At 74.5% G+C, this 19120-nt stretch carries 1 protein-coding gene; it reads right to left on the bottom strand.

Annotation, left to right across the window (positions count from 1 at the left end; genetic code table 11):
- Positions 1-6 precede the first annotated feature (6 nt).
- Entirely contained in the window at positions 7-19011 is a 19005-nt protein-coding gene (locus tag ACIOKD_RS12340) for a non-ribosomal peptide synthase/polyketide synthase (protein WP_402081883.1), read from the bottom strand.
- Positions 19012-19120: the final 109 nt, after the last annotated feature.

Here is a 19120-nt window from a genome sequence, read left to right on the forward strand (position 1 = left end):
CGGTCCTCACCGTTCGTCGTGGTCGCTGTCGCCGCGTGCGGCGTCTTCGAGTTCGCTGAGTACGTGTTCCTCCACCAGGTCGGCCAGGGCGGCGACCGTGCGGTGCACCAGGACGTCACGGGGTGTGAGGTGCACGCCGAAGGCGTCGTTGGCACGCGAGGAGATGTGGAGGGCGCGCAGGGAGTCACCGCCCAGATCGAAGTAGTCGTCCTCGGCGCCGACACGCGTGTGCAGCGCCTCCTCCCACAGGGCGGCCAGGATCTCCTCGGTGGGGGTGCGCGGAGCGACGTGCTCCGCGGTCCGCGGCGCGTCCGGTGCGGGCGCGGGCAGGGCGGCCCGGTCGGTCTTGCCGTTCTCGGTGAGCGGGAAGCGCTCAAGGACGACGTACGCGGAAGGCACCATCGGGCCCGGCAGGCTCGCGGCGGCCAGCGCCCGAAGTTCCGCGGCGGTGGGGGTCCCCGCGTCCGGCGCGCGCAGCAGGTGGGCGACCAGACGCGGCAGGCCCGGTTCGTCCTCCCGGACGCTCACCAGGGCGTCCAGCACCGCCGGGTGGCGTACGAGCGTGGCCTCGACCTCGCCCGCCTCGATGCGGTGGCCGCGCAGCTTGAGCTGGTGGTCGGTGCGGCCCAGGTAGTGCAGTTCACCGCGGGCGTCGCGTCGTACGAGGTCGCCGGTGCGGTACATACGGGTGCCGGGCGGCCCGAACGGGTCGGCGGTGAAGCGGGTCGCGGTCAGACCGGGACGGCCCAGGTAGCCGCGGGCCAGTGGCGGTCCGCTCAGCCACAGTTCGCCCGCCACGCCGTCGGGGACCGGCCGTCGGCGGGCGTCCAGGACGTAGGCCCCGGTGGCGGGCAGTGGGCGGCCGATGGGCGGGGCGCTGCCGTTCGCCTCCAAGGGGTCCGACCAGGTGGCGACGACGGTGGCCTCGGTCGGGCCGTAGGAGTTGACCAGTCGGTGGTGCGGGGCCCAGCGGGCGACCAGGTCGGCGCCGCACGCGTCGGCGCCCACGGTGAGGGTCTTGAGGTCGGGCAGGGTGCCGGGGGTGTCCGGCGGCAGGGTGGCGAGTGCGGCCGGGGGCAGCAGGGTGTGGGTGATGCGCTCGGCGCGCAGCACGTCGGCGAGTTCGGCCCCGAGCAGCGGACCGGGCCGTGGGACGACCAGGCGGGCGCCCTGCGGCAGGGACATGCACAGCTCCAGCACCGAGGCGTCGAAGCTGGGTGTGGCGAACGCCAGCACCCGGTCGTCCGGCGCCACCTGGTAGTGCGCGGCCTCGGCGGCGGCGAAGGCGGCCAGGCCCCGGTGGGTGACCACCACTCCCTTGGGGGTGCCGGTGGAGCCGGAGGTGTAGATGACGTAGGCCGGATCGTCCAGGTCCAGCGGACGGCCGCGGTCGGCGTCGGTGGGCCGGCGGCCGGGCGTACCGTCCGGCGCGCCATGCCCCTCGGAGGCTTCGGACCCACCGTGCTCGTCCGCGAGCAGCGCGGACACCTCGGCGGCGTCGAGCGTGACGGCGGGCGCCGCGTCCCGCAGCATGAACGCCACCCGCTCCGGCGGGTAGTCGGGATCCACCGGCAGGAAGGCGGCGCCGGCCTTCGTGACCGCGAGCTGGGCGAGGACCATGTCCGCCGAGCGCGGCAGGACCAGGGCGACGAGGGTGCCGGGGCCCGCGCCGCGCGCGATGAGCCGGTGCGCCAGGCGGTTGGCCCGTTCCTCCGTCTCGGCGAAGGTCAGGGACAGGCCGGGCCCGCTCAGTGCCGTGGCCGTGGGACGGCGGTCCACCGCTGCCTCGATCAGGGCGGGCAGGGTCGCCGGGGCCACCGGTGCGAGCCGCGGGCGGGCGGGGCCGCGCAGCAGCCGGGCCCGTTCCCCGGGCGGCAGGATGTCGATCGCGTCCAGGCGGTCGGCGTCCAGGCGGTCGGTGTCCTGGGCGGCGGCCAGTTCACCCAGCGTGTGCAGGAGTTGGGCGGCGAGGGAGGCGGCCGTGGCCGCGTCGAAGTGGCGCGGGTCGTAGCCGAGTTCGACGCCGAGCCGCTCGCCGGGCGAGATCACCACGGTGAGGGGGTAGTTGGTCGCCTCCCGGGCGTCGAGGTCGTGTACGTGGACGCCGTGGGCGCCGGCCGTGGCGTCGCCGACCGGGTAGTTCTCGAAGACCAGGAGACTGTCGAACATCGGCGTCCCGGCGGGCAGCCCGCTCCACGCCTGGAGGTCGGTCAGGGGAACGTGATCGAAGCGGCGGTCCTCGGCCCGTACGGCCTGGGTGTCCCGCAGCCAGGTGTCGCAGGCCGCGTTCCCGTCCACGGTGACCCGGGCGGGCAGGGTGGTGATGAACAGGCCGGTGATGGTGTCGGCGCCGGTCAGGTCTGCGGGCCGTCCTGAGACGGTGGTGCCGAAGCACACCTCCCGTTCGCCGCTCCACCGCGACAGCAGCAGCGCCCAGGCGCCCTGCGCGACGGTGTTGAGGGTCAGGCGGTTGCGGCGGGCGAAGTCCTCCAGCCGCTTGGTCTCCTCCGTGTCCAGCCACTGGGACAGCCAGGTGTCGGAGCGGGCCGCGGAGCTCTGGGCCGGCCTGCGGTCGTAGGGCAGCGGCGTGGGGGCGACGAGGTCCGCGAGGGCGGTCCTCCAGTGCTCCTCGGCGGGTGCGGTCTCCCGGGCCGCGAGCCAGGCCGCGTAGTCGCCGAACGGACGGCGGTCCGGCAGCCGGGGCTCCTCGCCCCCAACGAGCGCCTCGTGCGCGGCCATGACGTCGGCCAGGACGTGGAAGACGCTCCAGCCGTCCAGCAGGACGTGGTGGAAGGTCCACACGACCCGCACCTGGTCCGGGCCGAGCCGGATCAGGGCCAGGCGCAGCAGCGGGGCGTGGTCCAGGGCCAGGCCGCGGGTCTTGTCCTCGGCGAGCAGCCGTTCCAATGCGGTGTCGCGCGCGTCCGAGGTCAGGGCGCTCCAGTCGAGCTCGGTGACCGGCAGCGCGGCGGTGCGGTGCACGGCCTGGAGCGGGGCGGGGACGCCGTTCAGCACCACGGTGGTGCGCAGGACGGGTGTGCGGTCGACCACGTGCTGCCAGGCGGCGGCGAGCAGGCGCGGGTCGCGCACCCCGTCCGCGACGAACGTGATCTGCTCGACGTACATGCCCCGGCCGGGCTCGTCCAGGCCGTGCACGACCATGCCGGTCTGGGTGGGGGTGAGCGGATAGAGGTCCACGATGTCGCGGCCGGTGCCCACCAGTCGGTCCACCGTCGTCTGGTCCAGCGCCACCAGCGGGAAGTCGGACGGGCTACGGCCTCCGGCGCCGGGTTCGGCGCAGTGCCGCACGATGTGCCGCAGTTCGTCGGCCAGTTCGGTCGCGAGCCGGGTCACCGTGTCCCGCCGGTGCACCTCGCGCGAGTACGACCAGGTGAACTCCAGCCGCTTGTCGGTGACCCGACCGAGCAGGTCGAGCAGGTGCGGCCGTTCCGCCGCGGGGTCGAGGCCGCCGGCGAGTCCGGCGTACGGGGTGTGCAGCAGGCCGTCCGTGGTGGTGCTCCGGTCCTGCTGACCCAGGTAGTTGAAGCCGACCTGCGGGAGTCCCGGCAGGCCGAGCCGGTCGCGGTCGGGGTGCAGGTGGCGCAGGGCGCCGTAGCCCAGTCCGCTCCTCGGAACGGCCCGCAGGCCCTCCTTGACGGACTTGAGCGCCGCCCCGGTGCCCGCGTCCCCGGGCACGTCCAGCGCGACGGGGAACATGGTGGTGAACCAGCCGACGGTACGGGCCAGGTCGACGTCCTCGAACAGGTCCTCACGGCCGTGGCCCTCCAGCGCCACCATGACCCGGTCCCGTCCGGTCCAGCGGCCCAGGACCCGTCCCAGGGCGCTCAGCAGGACGTCGTTGACGCGGGTGCGGTAGACGTCCGGTACGTCCTGGAGCAGCCGCCGGGTCTCGTCGGCGTCCAGGCTCACCGTCACCGTCTCCTCGCAGGCGGCCGTGTTGGCACCGGTGAGGTCGGTCGGCAGCGGTGTGGCGTCGGCGGACAGGCCCTGCCAGTGGGCGAGTTCGTCGTCGAAGCCGCCGGAGGCGGTGTGGGCGGCCAGGCGCTGGGCCCACGTCCGGAAGGAGGTGCTCTTCGGGCCGAGGTCGGCCCGCTCGCCGGCGCGCAGTGCCCGGTAGGCGGTCTCCAGGTCCTCCAGGATCAGGCGCCAGGAGACCGCGTCCACGACCAGGTGGTGGGCGGCCAGCAGCAGGACGGGGCGCCGGTCGTCGCCGCGCCGGCACAGGGCGGCCCGCAGCAGGGGCCCTTCGGCGAGGTCGAACCCGGCGCACAGGCGGTCGGCGAGGGCGCGTATCGCCGCGTCGGAGGCGTCGGCCGGGTCGGAGGCGTCGGCCGGGTCGGCCGGGTCGCCTGCCGCCGAGGCGAAGACATCGTGGCCCTCGGGCTGCTTGTTCGCCGCCCGAACCTCAGAACCCTCAGAACCCTCAGAACCCTCGGAACCCTCGCCCGCCGCCGACGCCCGGACCTCGGCGGCCCCGGCCGATTCGCCCGCCGCGGAGGCTGCGGACGGCTCTCGCGGCTGAGCCCCCGTGTCGAGGCCGTCGGTGAGGTCGTGCGCCTCCAGGGGCGGGGCCTCCCCCGGCGCGGTCCCGTACTGCCGCCACCGTCCGTCACCGACCGGCTCGAAGCGCAGACGCAGGGCGTCGTGGTGTTCCAGGACGACCGCCAGGGCGGCCCGCAGCAGCGTCTCGTCGGTGTCGGCTGCGAGGTGGAAGGAGACCGCCTGGGTCAACCGGGCGGGGTCGCCGGTGAGATCGTCGAACAGCCAGTGCTGGACCGGGGTCAGCGGTACGTCCCCGACGACCGGGCCCTGTTCCGCCGCGGTCCGCGGGACCGCCGGGTCCTCGGCCGCGGCGGCCAGTTCGGCCACGGTCTGGTGGCGGAACAGGTGCCGGGGTGTCAGTGCGAGACCGGCCCTGCGGGCGGCGGAGACGATCTGGATGCCGAGGACGGAGTCGCCGCCGAGCGCGAAGTAGTTGTCCCGCGCGCCCACGTCGGGCACGCCCAGCACCTCGGACCAGATCGCGGCGAGCACCCGCTCGGCCCCGGTGCGCGGCGGGCGGTCGCCGCTCCCGCCCGACGCCGACCACACGGGGTCGGGCAGCGCCCGCCGGTCCAGCTTTCCGGTGGCCCCCAGGGGCAGCCGCTCCAGCGGCACGACGAGCGCGGGGACCAGGTGGTCGGGGAGCGTACGCGCGAGGAAGGCCCGCAGCTCGGCGGAGTCTGGAAGCCCGGGACCCTCGGGGACCGCGTACGCCACCAGACGCTTGTGACCGTCGTGCTCGACCACGCGGGCCGCCGCCGCGGACACCTCGGGGTGCCGGGTCAACGCGGCCTCCACCTCTCCGAGTTCGATGCGGAAGCCGCGGACCTTCACCTGGTCGTCCGAGCGGCCGAGGTACACCAGCTCGCCGTCGGCCGTCCACCGTACGAGGTCTCCGGTGCGGTACATGCGGCCGCCGGGCGGGCCGAACGGGTCGGCCGGGAAGCGGGACGCGGTCAGGCCCGGACGGTCGAGGTAACCGCGGGCCACCCCGGTTCCGGCCAGGTACAGCTCGCCAGGCACTCCGGCGGGCACCGGGCGCAGCCGCGCGTCCAGGGCGTAGGCGCGGGCTCCGCCGACGGGCCTGCCGATGGGCGGTACGCGGTCGGGTTCGGCCGGGTCGCAGGTGAAGGCGGTGGCGTAGACGGTGGCCTCGGTGGGGCCGTAGATGTTCATCACCCGGCAGCCGGGGACCGCCGAGCGGACCTGGCGCACGGTCCGTTCGGGCAGCGCCTCGCCGGCGAGGACGACGGTGTCGGCGCTGACGTGGACGGTGTCCTCCGCCAGCAGCCGCCCGAGCGCGGAGGGCACCGCGCTGAGCAGTCCCGCCCGCCAGGGCTCCTCGCGTTCGGCGAGAGCCAGCAGGTCATGGACGATCTCGACGCGGCCACCCGCCAGCAGGGGCGAGAAGATCTCGAACACCGACACGTCGAAGTTGAGCGAGGTGGAAGCCACCACGTGCTCAAGGCCGCGACCGCCGAACTCGGCGGCGGCCCAGTCGGTCAGGGCCAGTACCGACGCCTGGGCGACGACGACGCCCTTGGGCCGGCCGGTCGAGCCGGAGGTGTGGATGACGTAGGCGGGATGGTCCGGCAGCAGCCGTCCGTGCCGCTCGTCGTCGGTGATGCCGTCGCCGGGCAGGGCGGCCAGGCGCGCGGCGCAGGCGGGGTCGTCGAGGGCGATCCGGGTGAACGGCCCGTCCGGCAGCCGTCCGCCCGTCTCCGCGCAGGTGACGACCGCTTCGGGCCGCACGTCGTCGAAGAGGAAGGCGATGCGCTCGGCCGGGTGGCCCGGGTCGACGGGCAGATAGGCGGCGCCGCTCTTGAGGACCGCCAGGAGCGCCACGATCAGGTCAGGGGTGCGCGGCAGGGCGAGCGCGACGAAGCGTTCGGGCCCGGCCCCGGCCTCGATGAGCAGTCGGGCCATCCGGTTGGCGCGCTCGTCGAGCTGCCGGTAGGTGAGCTGTTCCCGGCCGCCGCCGAGCACGGCCGGGGCGTCGGGGGTCCGCGCGACCTGGGCGCCGAACGCCTCCGGCAGCGTGCGGTACGGGGCCTCGGCCACCGGGCCGCCGAAGCGGTCCAGCAGTCGGCGGCCCTCCTGGGCGGACACCAGGGGCAGGTCGGCCAGCGAGCGGTCCGGTCCTGTGGCCATCTCGGTCAACAGCGTGCGCAGGCTCGCGCCGATGCCGTCGACGGTGGCGGCGTCGAAGGCGGCGGGATCGTAGTCCAGGGTGACGGTGAGGGTGTCGCCGGGCGCGACCACCACGCTGAGCGGGTAGTTGGTCGGTTCCACATCGCGTTCCTGCTCCATGGCGAGGCCGTGCCGGGCCAGGGCGTCCGCGTCGAACGGATAGTTCTCGAAGACCACGATGCTGTCGAACAGGGACGTGCCGCCCGGTACTTCGCTCCAGGTCTGGAGCTGGGCGAGGGAGACGAAGTCGTGGCGCCGTGACTCCGACTGGGCGGCCTGGAGCTCGCCCAGCCAGTCCAGCAGGCGGCGCTCTTCGTCGATGTGCGCGCGGGTGGGCAGGGTGTTGATGAACAGGCCGACCATGGAGGTGACACCCGGCAGGTCGGCGGGCCGCCCGGAGACGGTGGTGCCGAACACCACGTCGTCCCCGCCGCCGTAGCGGGACAGCAGCAGCGCCCAGGCGCCCTGGAGAACGGTGTTGAGAGTCAGACCGGCCGCCTGTGCCGTCTCCCGCAGCCGCGCCGACACGTCGGCGTCGAGCGTCACCCGCACCGACCCGCAGGACGAGGTGCGGTGCGCCTCGGCGGGCCGCCGGTCGCGCGGCAGTCCGGTGGCGACGGGGAAACCGGCCAGGGCCTCGCGCCAGTACGCTTCGGCCCGCCCGGTGTCCTGCCCGGCCAGCCAGCCGAGGTAGTCGCCGAAGGGCGCGCGGTCGGGCACGTCCGGGCGGCGCCCCGAGCTGAGCGCCGCGTACCGCTCGCACACCTCGTCGAAGACCTGGGCCGCGCTCCACCCGTCGAGCAGCAGGTGGTGGAAGGTCCACAGCATCCGCACCCGTTCGGGCGACAGCCGGATCAGGGCCAGGCGCATCAGCGGCGCCGTCTCCAGGTCGATGCCTGTCTGCCGGTCCTCGTCGACCAGCCGCGCGAGTTCCGTCTCGCGGCGCTCGGCGGACCATCCGGACCAGTCGTGGTGCGTGACGGGCACGGTCGCCCGCCGCCGTACGGCCTGCATGGGCTCGGCGGTCTCCTGCCACACCGGGTGGGTGCGCAGCATCGCGTTGGCGTCCACCGTCCGCTGCCACGCCTCGGCCAGGGCCCGCGGATCGGTGACGCCCGACAGCACCAGTTGCACCTGGTTGACGTAGGTGCGGCTGTCGGAATCGAGCAGGCTGTGGAACAGCATGCCCGCCTGCATCGGCGTCAGGGGGTACAGGTCATCGACCGTGCGGCCGTCGCCCACGACCCGGTCCACGGCGGCCTGGTCGATCCGGACCAGCGGGAAGTCCGACGGCGTACGGCCTCCCGCGTCCGGCCCGGCGCAGTGGGCGACGACGTCCTGCAGCGCCCGCAGCATGCCCGCCGCGAGGCCGTCGACGGTCTCCTGCCGGTGCAGGTGCCGGCTGTAGTGCCAGGTGATCTCCAGCTCGCCGTCCTCGACACGGGCGACCACGTCGAGCAGATGCGGGCGTACGGACTCCGGTGCTTCGGCGCCGTCCAGGCCGCCGGGCACGGAGTGCACCAGCGCGCCGCCCCGGGCCGACCAGTCGAAGCGGCCCAGGTAGTTGAAGCTGACGCCGGGCATCGGCGCGTCGGTCAGGCGCTCGTCGCGCGCCAGGTGGCGCAGGGCTCCGTGACCCAGGCCCCGCGCGGGCACCGCCCGCAACTGCTCCTTGACGGACTTCAGGGCGGCACCCCAGTCCCCGTCCCCGTCCCTGTCCGGGAGGTCGAGGGCGATGGGGAACAGGCCGGTGAACCAGCCCACCGTGCGGGACAGGTCGATGTCGTCGAAGAGCTGGTCCTCGCGGCCGTGTCCCTCCAGGCCGACGGTGACGGTCCGCCGTCCGGTCCAGTCGGCGAGCACCCGGCCGAGGGCGGTCAGCAGGACGTCGTCGACACGGGTGCGGTAGACACCAGGCACCTCCCGCAACAGGGCATCCGTGCGCCGCCGGTCGAGGCGTACGGTCACGGCGTCCACGTCGGCCATGGTGTTGCCGCCGTCGCCGTCCACCGGCAGGGGTGCGGCGCAGTGCCGGGCCACCGTCTCCCAGTGCTCGCGCTGCGCGGCGAAACCGCCCGACGCGGTGTGGGCGTGCAGCCGCCGCGTCCACTCCTGGACGGAGGTCGTCCGCTCGGGCAGCCGTACGGGCTCACCGGCACGGGCCTGCCCGTAGGCGGTCTCCAGGTCCTCCAGCAGGACGCGCCAGGAGACGCCGTCCACAACCAGGTGGTGCACGACCAGGAGCAGGCGGGTGCCGGTGGTGCTGGTTCCGCCGGTAGCGCCGGTGGCGCCGGTGAACAGCCGGGCCGTCAGCAGCGGTCCGGCTGCGAGCCGGAAGGAGGTGTGCGCCTCGGCCGTCACCCGGGCTCGGGTCTCCTCGCTCGCCGTCTCCCCGAGCCCGCGCAGGTCGTGGACCGCCAGCAGTTCGGGGCTCTCCTCGTCGGCTCCCGGGCACTCCTGGCGCCAGGAGCCGTCGGCGGACCGGACGAAACGGCAGCGCAGGGCGTCGTGGTGCGCGTACACGGCCGCCAGGGCGCGGCGCAGGGCCGCCGGGTCGACGTCGTCGGGCGTCTCCACGACGACGGACTGGTTGAAGAACTCCGGCCGCAGCGGCCCGGGTTCGAGGAACCAGTGCTGGATCGGGGTGAGCGGGACCTCGCCGCTCACCGGGCCGGTCCCCGCGACCGGTACGGCACTACCGGTGGTCGCCGCGGCGGCCAGAGCGGCGACCGTCGGATGCCGGAACAGATCCCTCGGTGTGAGCGCGAGTCCGGCGGCGCGGGCGCGGGAGACGACCTGGATGCTGAGGATCGAGTCGCCGCCCAGTGTGAAGAAGTTGGTGTCGGCGCCGACCCGTTCCACTCCGAGCAGCTCCGCCCAGATCCCGGCGAGGGTCCGCTCGGCCTCGGTGCGCGGCGCGCGGTACCCGTCGTCGCCGGCCGCCGTCCAGTCGGGTGCGGGCAGCCGGCGCCGGTCCACCTTGCCGTTGGCCGTCAGAGGCAGTTCGGCCAGCGTGACGAAGGCGGCGGGAGCCATGTAGTCGGGCAGTTCGGCGACGACGTGCGCGCGCAGCTCCTCCGCGGACGGCACGACGGCCGAGGGCGCGGGCACGAGGTGCGCGGCCAGCCGCTTGCGTCCGGCGTGCTCGTACACCGAGACGACCGTCTCGGCGACGGCCGGATGTGCGGTGAGCCGGGCCTCGATCTCGGTGGGCTCGACGCGGAATCCCCGGATCTTGACCTGGTCGTCCGCGCGTCCCACGAAGTGCAGTTCGCCGTCGGCGCTCCACCGCACGATGTCTCCGGTGCGGTACATCCGCCCGCCGGACGGACCGAACGGATCCGCCAGGTAACGCGCGGCTGTCGCACCGGGGCGGCCGGCATAGCCACGGGCCAGTCCCGCGCCCGCGATGTACAACTCCCCCGGTATACCCGGCGGTTGCGGCTGGAGGGTGCCGTCCAGCACGTACACGCGCGTGTTGTCGAGCGGCCGTCCGATGGGCAGCACGGGCGGCAGCGGGTCACCGGCGTGGAAGATCCGCCGGGTCGCGAAGGTGGTGGTCTCGGTCGGTCCGTAGCCGTCGACCACGGTGAGGCCGGAGCAGGCGTCGAGCACGCGGCCCACCACCGCACCGGGTACGGCCTCGCCGCCGGTCCACACCTCACGGGCGCCGCGCAGACAGGTGGGGTCCTCCTGGGCGAGCAGCCGGAAAAGGCCGGCGGTCAGCCACAGGCACCGCACTCCCTGCTCGGTGATCGCGCGGCGGACCACGGCGGCGTCCACGTCGGCCGGCGGGGCCAGCACGGCCGTACCGCCCCGCAGCAGCGGCACCCACACCTCGTAGGTGGCGGCGTCGAAGGCGTGCGGGGAGTGCACGAGGACCCGGTCGTGTCCGGCGAAGGCGCTGTCGAGGGCGAGCGCGGCGACGTCCCGCTGGCGTACCGCGACGCCCTTGGGGGTGCCGGTGGAGCCGGAAGTGAACATCAGGTACTGGACGTTGTCCGGGTGGATCTCCCCGAAGCGCGCGACCTCGCCGTCCGCGCCCCGTGCGTCCGCGGCGAGGAGGTCGGCCACGCGCAGTACGGTCCCGTCGGGCAGCACCTCCGCCGCCGTGGCCTGTCGGTCGGCGTCCGCGAGCAGCAGCCGCGCCCCCGCCTCGGCGAGCATCCGGCGCAGCCGCTCGTGCGGCGCCCTGCTGTCCAGCGGTACGAACACTCCGCCGGTGCGGACCAGGGCGAGCTGTACGGCCACGAGGTCGGCCGAGCGGTCCATCAGCACGCCGACCGGGACCTCGGCGGCCACACCGAGCGCGGCGAGCCGGCCGGCCAGCAGTGCGGCCCGGGCGTCGAGTTCCCGGTAGGTGAGCCGCTCCGCGTCCGTCTCCAGGGCCACGGCGTCCGGTGTGCGCCGGACCTGCGCGGCGAACAGTTCCGCCACGGTGGCCTCGGGTGTCCCGGTGGCCGTGTCGTTCCACTCCTCGACCACCTGGGCGCGGCGGGCGTCCGTGAGCAACGGCACCCGTGCGGGCGGCAGTTGGGGCGTGGCCGCCATGTTCGTCAGCAGGACGGTGAGGTACTCGACCATGCGCCCGGCGGTGTCCGCGTCGAACAGCCGAGGGTCGTAGCCGAGCCGCAGACCGAGTTCGGCGCCCGGGTAGGCCACCAGGCTCAGCGGGTAGTTGGTGGTCTCGATGCCGTCCAGGGCGCTCAGCCGCAGTCCGTGCGCGGCGGCCAACTCGTCGTCGACCGGGTAGTTCTCGAAGACGACGATGCTGTCGAACAGGGCGGCCTCTTCGGGGAGTTCGGTGTACCCCTTCATCCGGGTGAGCGGCACGTGGTCGTGGCGGCGGTCCTCGCTCTGCTCCTGCTGGAGGTCGCGCAGCCAGTCGAGCAGGGGCCTGTCGTGCGGCACCGCCACCCGCGTGGGCAGGGTCGTGATGAACAGGCCGGTCATGGTGTCGGCACCCGGCAGCTCGGGGGGCCGCCCGGACACGGTCGTGCCGAACACGACGTCGTCCCTGCGGGCCTGACGGCTCAGCAGCAGCGCCCAGGCACCCTGCACGAGGGTGTTGACGGTCAGCCCGGCCGTCCTGGCCAGCTCCTCCAGTGCGCGGGTGGTGGCCGTGTCCACGGTGGTGCGGACGGCCGCGGTGGACTCGGCCCGGTGGCTCTCCCGCGGCTCCCGGTCGTACGGCAGCGCGGTCGCCTCGGCCAGGTCGGCCAGGCGGCGTCGCCAGTGCCGTTCGGCCTCGGCCCCGTCGCGCTCGCGCAGCCAGGCCACGTAGTCCCGGAAGGGTCGCCGGTCGGGCAGCGGCTCCCGCCCGCCCGTGGCGTGGCCGGTGAACACGTCGGACAGCACCTGGAACAGGCTCCAGCCGTCCAGGATCAGATGGTGGAACGACCACACCACCCGTACACCGCCGTCGGAGATCCTGGCGAGCACCAGCCGCTGGAGCGGGGCCCGGTCGAGGTCGATGCCCTGCTCGCGGTCCCGGTCGAGAAGGTCCCGCAGTCGGTGCCCGCGCTCCTCCTCGCCCAGGTCGCGCCAGTCCAGGTGGGTCACGGGCAGGGTCGCGTGCCGCCGCACCACCAGGAGCGGCTCGGGTACGTCCTGCCAGACGACGCCGGCGCGCAGCACGGGCGTGCGGTCGGTGACGCGCTGCCAGGCCGCCGCGAGCGCGGCCGGGTCGGGTACGCCGTCCAGGTCGAAGGTCAGCTGCTGGAAGTAGACACCCAGGTCGTCCTGGGAGAGCCGGTGGAAGAGCATGCCGGTCTGGGTGGAGGTGAGCGGATGGATGTCCTCCACCGCGTCCGGATCGTCGCCGACGATGCGGTCCACGGCCGCCTGGTCGAGGCGGGCCAGGGGGAAGTCCGAAGGGGTGCGTCCGCCGCTGCCGGGCCGGCCGGCGTGCCGTGCGATGCCGGCCAGCGCGTCGGCGAAGTGCGCGGCCAGCTCGGCGACGGTCGTCCGCGTGTGCAGTTCGTCGGAGTAGAACCAGCTGAACTCCAGTGCGTCGCCGTCCAGTCGGCCCACGACCTCCAGCGGGTGCGGGCGCAGGGCGGCGGGGTCGGCGTCCAGTTCCAGCGTGCGGAACGGGCCCTCGTACAGGCCTCCGGTGGTGTCCGGGAGGCCGAACCTGCCCAGGTAGTTGAAGCTGACCTGTGCTTCCGGCGCCTCGGGCAGTGCCCCCGGGCGGCCGAGGTGTCGCAGGGTGTCGTGCCCGACGCCGTGCCGGGGCACCTCCCGCAACTGCTCCTTGACCTGCTTGAGTACGACGTCCCAGTCGGCGTCGGGCGGGACGGCGAGGGCGACGGGGTGGCGGGTGGTGAACCAGCCCACGGTACGGCTGGTGTCGACGTCGGCGAACAGGTCCTCGCGGCCGTGTCCCTCGACGTCCACCAGCACCCGCTCGTGCCCGGTCCACGAGCACAGCACCCGGCCGAGCGCGCTCAGCAGCACGTCGTTGACCCTGGTGCGGTAGGTGTCCGGCAGGGTGCGCAGCAGAGTGGAGGTGTCCTCGGGCGTGAGGCGGACGGTCACCGAGCGGGCGGAGGCGTAGGTGTTGGCGCCGTCTCCGTCGGTGGGCAGGGCGGCTCCGGCGCCGGCGACGGCATCGGTCCAGTACGCGGCCTCGTCGTCGAAGCCGCCGTCGGCCGCGTGGGCGGACAGCCGCCGGGCCCAGTGCCGCAGGGGTGAGCTCTTCGGGGGCAGCGCCGCCTGTCCGTCCCGGCCCTGTCGGCGGGCGCGGTAGGCGCGGTCCAGGTCCTCCATGAGCACGCGCCACGACACGCCGTCGACGACCAGGTGATGGACGGACAGGTGCAGCACGCGGGACCGGCCGGGGCCGCGGTCGTGCAGGACCGCGCGGAGCAGCGGGCCCTGGCGCACATCGAAGGCGCCGTGGTGCGGTGAGTCGGTGTCCGGGCCCGTGTGGCGGGTCAGGTGGACGCGGGGCGCCTTGTCCTCGATGCGCCAGACGGCGGGCGGTTCGGCGTCCGCGCCTGCGGCCCCCGCGCCCTCTGTCTCCTCGGTGAGGAAACGTGAGCGCAGCGCGTCGTGGTGGGCGACGAGGTCGTTGAGGGCCTCCTCCAGCGCCGCCGGGTCCAGGGTGTCGGGGGTCTGGAACGACAGGGTCTGGGCGAAGCGGCCCGCGTGGCGGGCGGCGCTTTCGAACAGCCAGCGCTGGATGGGGGTGAGGGGCGCGGCGCCGGTGGCGTCGACGGGGGCCGGGGCGGCGGGCTCGCGGCCGCCGGCCGCGTCGGCGCAGCGGGCGAGGGCGGCGATCGTCTGGTGGCGGTAGACGTCCCGGGAGGTCAGTGTGAGTCCCGCCTGCCGGGCCTGGGCCACCACCTGGATGCTGAGGATGGAGTCGCCGCCCAGCATGAAGAAGTTGTCGTCCACCCCGATGCGGTCCACGCGCAGGATGTCCGCCCAGACCGCGGCGAGGACGCGCTCGGTGGGCGTACGCGGGGCCACGCGGTGCGAGCGGCCGCGGGCGGGGCCGGGGTCCGGGAGGCGGCCCCTGTCCAGCTTGCCGTTGGGGTTGAGGGGCAGGTCCGCCAGGACCATGACGGCCGTCGGCACCATGTAGTCGGGCAGGGTGTGGCCGAGGGTACGGCGCACCTCCTCCGGCTCGACGCGCGCGTCCGGGGCGGGAACGACATAGCCGACCAGCCGGCGGTGGCCCTCGCGCTCCCACACCGTGGCCGCCGCCTGGGCCACACCGTCGAGACCGCGCAGCGCCTCCTCCACCTCGCCCAGTTCGATACGGAAGCCGCGCACCTTGACCTGCTGGTCGGTGCGGCCCACGTACTCCAGCTCGCCGTCGGCGCTCCACCGCACCAGGTCCCCGGTGCGGTACATACGGTCCCCCGGCGCGCCGAAGGGGTCGGCGACGAACCGGGACGCGGTCAGCCCCGGGCGCCCCAGATAACCGCGCGCCAGGCCCCCGCCGCCCAGGTACAGCTCGCCCGTCACGCCCGGCGGCTGGAGACACAGCAAGGGGTCCAGGACATAGGCCCGGGTACGGGCCACGGGCCTGCCGATCGGCGGCGCCTGGTCCGGTGCCTCGTCACCGGCGAACCAGGCGGTGGCGTAGACCGTGGCCTCGGTCGGGCCGTAGATGTTGGCGATGTCGCAGCCCGGCATGGCCCGCCGCAGGTCCTGCACGGTCTGCGCGGGGAGTGCCTCGCCGGCCAGGACGACGGTGTCCGCCGTCACGGGCGCGCCGTCCTCGGCGAGCATCCGGGAGATCACCGACGGCACACCGCTGATGAGCCCGGCCCGCCGGGTCTCCGCGGCAGCGGCGGTGTCGACGAGGGCCGGAAGGTCGGGGACCACCTCGATGGCGCCGCCCACGAGCAGGGGGCAGAGCATCTCGAAGACCGACACGTCGAAGTTGAGTGAGGTGGACGCCACCACGTGGGCCAGGCGCCGAGGACCGAAGCGGTCCCCCGCCCACGCCGCGAGCGCCGCGACACTGCGATGGGTGATCACGACGCCCTTGGGACGTCCGGTCGAACCCGAGGTGTAGATGACGTAGGCGGGATGCTCCGGATCGAGGGGCCGCACCCGGTCGGCGTCGGTGAGATCGATGTGGGTGCCGGTGCCGGTGCTGTCGCCGTCGGCGGTGACGGTGACGGTGACGGTGGGGGTCGCCTCCCGCGCGAGGCAGTCCTCCAGGAGCAGCGGGACGCAGTCCTCGGGCAGCGCCGCGGCGGTCTCGCGGGTGGCCAGGACCAGGGCGGGAGCCGCGTCGGCGAGCATGAGGCGGACGCGCTCGACCGGATAGCCGGGGTCCACCGGCAGGTAACCCGCCCCCGCTTTCAGTACGGCCCACAGCACCGGCAGCAGCTCGGCTGTCCGCGGCAGGCACAGGGCCACCAGCGTCTCGGGCCCGACGCCGCGGGCGGCCAGCAGCCGGGCGAGCCGGTTGGCACGCCGGTTGACCTCGGCGTAGTCCAGACGTTCGGGTCCGCACGTCACGGCGGTCCGGTCGGGTGTCCGGGCCACCTGTGCCTCGAACAGCGCGGGCAGCGTACGGGCCGGCGCGTGGTGGGCGTCCTCGGCCGGCGGGTTCCACACCTCCAGCACCGTGTGCCGTTCGTCCTCCGACAGCAGGGCCAGTTCGCCCACCGTGCGGTGCGGCCCCTCGGCCATGCCCTCCAGCAGCCGGCGCAGCTGGCGGGCCATCCGCGCCACCGTCCGCGCTTCGAACAGGCCGGTGTTGTACTCGACCGTCAGCTCGCAGCCGCCGTCGATACGCGGCACGAACTCCAGCACCAGGTCGAACCGCGCGGCCGGACGGGGCAGCGGTTGCTGCTCGATGCGTACCCCGCCCGCCCCCGGCGGGTCGCTCAGGGCCGTCTGCTGCACCACGAGCACCTGCACCAGCGGGGTACGGCTCGGGTCACGCGTCGGGGCCAGCTCCTCCACCACCCGGTCGAACGGCACCGCTTCATGGGCGAAGGCGTCCAGCACCGTCGCCCGCATGCTCTCCACGAACCGGTCGACGGTCATGGCGTCGTCCACCTCGCCGCGCAGCACGACGGTGTTGGCGAAGAACCCGGTCACGTCCTCCAGTTCGCGGCGTCCCCGCCCGGTGGTGACGGTGCCGAAGGCGATGTCCCGCTGCCCGGAGTACCGGGAGAACAGCACCGCCGCGGCCCCCGCGAACAGGGTGAAGACCGTCGTGCCGCGGCCTGCGGCCAGGTGCCTCAGCCGTGACACCAGCTCGGCCGGGAGGTGCTGCCGGTGGGCCTCGCCGTCGGTGGTGCGCACCACAGGACGGGGCCGGTCGGTCGGCAGATCCAGCTGCGGCATGCCGGCGAGATGCCGCTTCCAGTACGCGAGGTCCGACGCGTCGCCGTTCCCGGAGCGCTGCTGCCGCTCCCACACGGCGAAGTCCGGGTACTGCACGCGGGGTTCGGGCAGCCCTGACGGCAGGCCGGACGTCTCGGCCCGGTACAGCGCCGCCAGGTCACGGGTCAGGACGCCCACGGACCAGCCGTCGGTGACGATGTGGTGCTGGGCCAGCAGCAGCACATGGTCGTCGCTTCCGCGGCGGACGAGCAGGGCCCGGGTCAGCGGACCGGTGGCCAGGTCGAAGGAGCGGCCGAGTTCCTCGGTGAGAAGCCGTTCGACGGCCTCGTCGAGCCCGGCGGCGGGCAGGTGGGTCACGTCGGCGGTGCGCAACGGCAGTTCCGCGTGCGCGTGGACGTGTTGCACCCCCTGGCCGTCCTCCGTGGCGAAGGTCGTGCGCAGGGAGTCGTGGCGGGCGGACAGCCGGTCCAGGGCCCGGCGCAGTGCCCCGGCGTCCAGTTCGCCGCGCAGCCGCAGCGCCAGGCCGGTGTTGTACTCGGTGCCGCCCGGGGTGAGGTCGTCCAGGAACCACAGCCGTCGCTGGGCGCCGGAGAGCGGAAGCGGCCGGTCGCGCGGGACGGCCGGGATGGGCTCCGGGGGCGCCACGAGGGCCGAGGGGCTCACCAGCCGGGCCAGCGCGGCGACGGTTCGCGCGGTGAACACGTCCCGGATCGAGAGCCGGGCGCCGAGTTCCTCACGGATCCGGGCCAGGGCGCGGGCGGCGAGGATCGAGTCACCGCCCAGGTCGAAGAAGTCGTCCTCGACGCCGATGGCGCCGGCCCCGAGGACGTCCGCCCAGACGTCGGCGAGTGCCCGCTCCTGCGAGGTACGCGGCGCCACATGCCCCGGGGCGACCGCGCGGACGGGCGCGGGCAGCGCACGCCGGTCGATCTTGTTCTGCGGGGTGAGCGGCAGGGCGTCCAGGACGACCACGGCGGAGGGCACCATGTGCGGCGGCAGGACGGCGGCGGTGACCGCCCTCAGGTCGGCCGCGTCGGGGGCGTGTTCCGGGTCGGCGGGGGTGACGTAGCCGACGAGTCGCCGTCGTCCGGGCTCGTCCTCGCGCACCACGACCACGGCGTCGCGTACCCCGCCGTGGCGCCGCAGCGCCGTCTCGATCTCCCCGGGCTCGATACGGAAGCCCCGCACCTTCACCTGGCGGTCGACCCGGCCCAGGTACTCCAGATCGCCGTTCGCGTTCCGGCGTGCCCGGTCGCCCGTGCGGTAGAGCCGGGCTCCGGGCGGGCCGAAGGGGCTGGCGACGAAGCGGCCGGCGGTGAGGCCGGGCCGGTTGAGGTAGCCGCGGGCCACTCCGGCGCCGCCAACGTACAGTTCCCCGTCGGCTCCCTCGGGTACGAGGCGCATGGCCTCGTCCAGGACGTGTGTCCCGGTGCCGGTGAGGGGCCGGCCGATGCTCGGTGTGCCGCCGCCCGCGGCCAGCGGTCCGGTCCAGGAGGCCACGATGGTCGTCTCGGTGGGACCGTAGGAGTTGATCATCCGGCGGCCGGGTGCCCAGTGGTCGACGAGTGCCGCGGGGCATGCCTCGGCTCCCACGATCAGCGTGCTCAGTCGGCCGGGGCCGATCCGCGCTGAGTCGGGCACGGTGGCGAGGGCGGCCGGCGGGATCAGCGCGTGGGTGATGCGGTGCTCGTTCACCACCGCGGCGAGTTCGTCGCCCAGCCAGGGGCCGTCGGGCGGTACGACGAGGGTGGCGCCGGACAGGACGGAGATGAACAGCTCCAGCACGGAGGCGTCGAAGCTGGGTGAGGAGAACTGCAGGACCCGGCCGCCGGGGCCCACGGCGTACTGTCCGGCGGCACCCGCGGTGAAGGCGGCGATGCCCCGGTGGGTGACGGTCACTCCCTTGGGCGTTCCCGTCGAGCCCGAGGTGTAGATGACGTACGCGGCCTGGTCGGCGTCCACTCGCGGGCCCGGGCACTCAGGGGCGGGTCCGGCGGCCTCCATGACGGCGCGCAGGGCTGCCGGGTCGTCGAGGACGACGGCCGGCGCCGCGTCCTCCAGCATCAACGCGCGCCTCTCGCGCGGGTACTGGGGATCCACCGGCAGGAAGGCGGCACCCGCACGGGCGGCGGCCAGTTCGGCGGCGATCAGCTCCAGCGAACGCGGCAGGACCAGCGCCACCGTCCGCTCAGGACCGGCCCCGCGCCGTACGAGATCGGCGGCCAGGCGGCCGGTCCGCTCCGCCAGTTCCCGGTAGGACCAGGTCCGCCGGCCGTCGGTCACCGCCGGCGCGTCCGGCGTACGGCGCACCCACGACTCGAACAGTTCACCGAGCGGCAGCGGCTCCACACCGCCGTCGGTACCGCCTCCGGTGGTGACGCCCTCCGCCCGGGCGGAGGGGGACATCGACACGGGCTCGTTGTGCAGGTCCGTCATGGGAGGTCCTTCGAAAGCGGTGGTGACGCGGGTGCGCGCGGGCGTGGGGAGGCGCCCGGGCGCGCCGGGCCGCCCGGGGGCGGCTCCTCGGCGCGGGGAGGGGTACGGC

It is taken from the genome of Streptomyces sp. NPDC087844, assembly GCF_044742785.1.
Classification (GTDB): domain Bacteria; phylum Actinomycetota; class Actinomycetes; order Streptomycetales; family Streptomycetaceae; genus Streptomyces.